Annotated in this window: 1 protein-coding gene; it reads right to left on the bottom strand. The window is 49.1% G+C overall.

All coding sequences use genetic code 11. The annotated features are described in order from the left end of the window. Positions 1–1986 (bottom strand): hybrid sensor histidine kinase/response regulator (locus Q7P68_RS13930; protein WP_304226686.1); only part of this gene is annotated, 1986 nt, incomplete at both ends.

Below are 1986 nucleotides of genomic sequence, written 5' to 3'. Positions count from 1 at the left end.
GCCCGGTACTCGGACATAACCGGCGCATCCGCATAGCCTGAGGATACAAAAATGGGGACCGTCGAATCGATTGTCCTGATGCGGCGGGCCGTTTCTATGCCGCCCAGCCCTGATACGACCGTGAGGTCCAGAATCACCGCACTAAAGGCCCGCTGTTCATTCAGGGCTTTTTGGAACTGTTCTATCGCCGCCTCTCCGTTGCTTGTCACGGTAGGTTCGTAACCAAGACGGCGCAGCATCCTATCTACCACCATTCGAACTGAGTATTCGTCGTCCATTACAAGGATTTTACCCTTGGCAAACTGCACCGTATTTACCGAATCTTGCTGCATCTGTTCGCTTGCGGGGGGAAGATAAATACTGAAAATTGCCCCCATGCCTTCCCGGGACTGGACCGCGATGGCTCCGCCATGACGTTTTAAGATAGAATAGGTTATAGCCAAACCTAACCCGGATCCTCCATGTTTCGTTGAAACATAGGGATCGAAAATTTTATCCAGCAGATTTTCAGGGATTCCCGGGCCTGAATCCTTGAATTCAACAACCACATATTCACCCGGGGCGGGAATAAGGGGAAAATACTTATCCTGGTCCATTAGATCTGAAAAAACTTCCTTCCGTATTCGGATAGAGATACTCCCTCCCGCGGGCATGGCTTGTACCGCATTTAAGATGATATTGTTAAAACACTGAATAATCTGTCCGCTGTCGATATGTGCAAAGGGGATATCATTTTCTATGGAGACCGAGGCGGAAATCGCGCTGCCGGCAGTAGAAAGCCGCAGGGCTTCCCGCACCAATTTTGGCACATCGGTCGGTTCAGGGCTGGGTTCACCCCCCTTCGCAAAGGTTAAGAGCTGCCGCGAGAGGTCCCGGGCCCTGAAACAGGCGGTTTCAGCCCTGCTGATTGCCTCATACATTTCATCGGTTTCAGAAAGGCCCAGTTTTACAAGGCTTATATTACCCAATATAGCGGTCATAATATTGTTAAAGTCATGGGCTATACCGCCAGCCAATATACCAATAGACTCAAGTTTTTGGCTCCGTTCCAGTTCAGCCCGAAGCTGTTCAATTTCGGTGATATCCAAAAGGATCAGCAGAGCGGCCTTTTTTTCCATAAAGGTAAAGGGAGAAGCGGATACAAGACAGTTCAGTTTTGAGCCGTTTTTTCGGGTAATCAGCACCTGCTGGGTACTAGTGGACTGGTTTGCCCCGAGGGTGTTTTTAAAAAGCTGCAGCATTTGTTCATCAAAACCAAGCCCAAGTTCGGTGAGCTTTGAACCAACCAGGGTACTTGGCGGTATTTGCAGGATTGCGCTGGCTGCACGGTTAACGTCCAGGAAAATCTGGGTTCCCAGTTCAATAATCAGCATACCCGCGGGGCTAGCATGAAAAGCCCGGACAAAATTTGCCTCTATCGATTTTAAACTCGCCGTAACTGCGAGGCGCCGATCAACTTCCATAGTCAGATTTTTTTCTGCACTGAGATCGTGGGCAGTAATCATGTAACCTAAAAGGCTTTGCCCTGCATAAAGCCGGCGAATAGTCATAAGCGCAGGTGCGGTGCGGCCCGGGGTAAAGCAAAAGAGGTCTTCAAAGGGATCGTCTCCTGTCTGTATGTGTTTCTGAAACCAGATAAGGGGAGGGTTTGCTTGGGGAATTAAATCCGAAATGGGTTTACCCTGAAAATTGTGCCCTGAACGGCTTAGATTGCAGTCGATAATACTACCGTCGAGATTACACAGGATGACCGCATCGTATACGGTCTGCAGTATCCGCTCAGATACTTCCCTGCTCGAAAAGGATAAAAGGTCGTAGCGGAACTGTGCCCATGCGAGCCCTGCGACAAGGAAGCTTAAGAAGATGGGCAGCATGGGAGGCAGGGTTTCAAAACCTGCATAGCGGAGCAAAAAACCGGTGATAAAGGTTCCAAAAAAGGTTGGAATAAATGAGAACAGGATAATTAACACCTTTTTACGGGTCATT

The sequence above is a fragment of the Gracilinema caldarium genome, assembly GCF_029265695.1.
Taxonomy (GTDB): domain Bacteria; phylum Spirochaetota; class Spirochaetia; order Treponematales; family Breznakiellaceae; genus Gracilinema; species Gracilinema caldarium_A.
The sequence above is the reverse complement of the archived record's forward strand: the minus strand, read 5'-3'. Positions and strand labels throughout refer to the sequence as shown.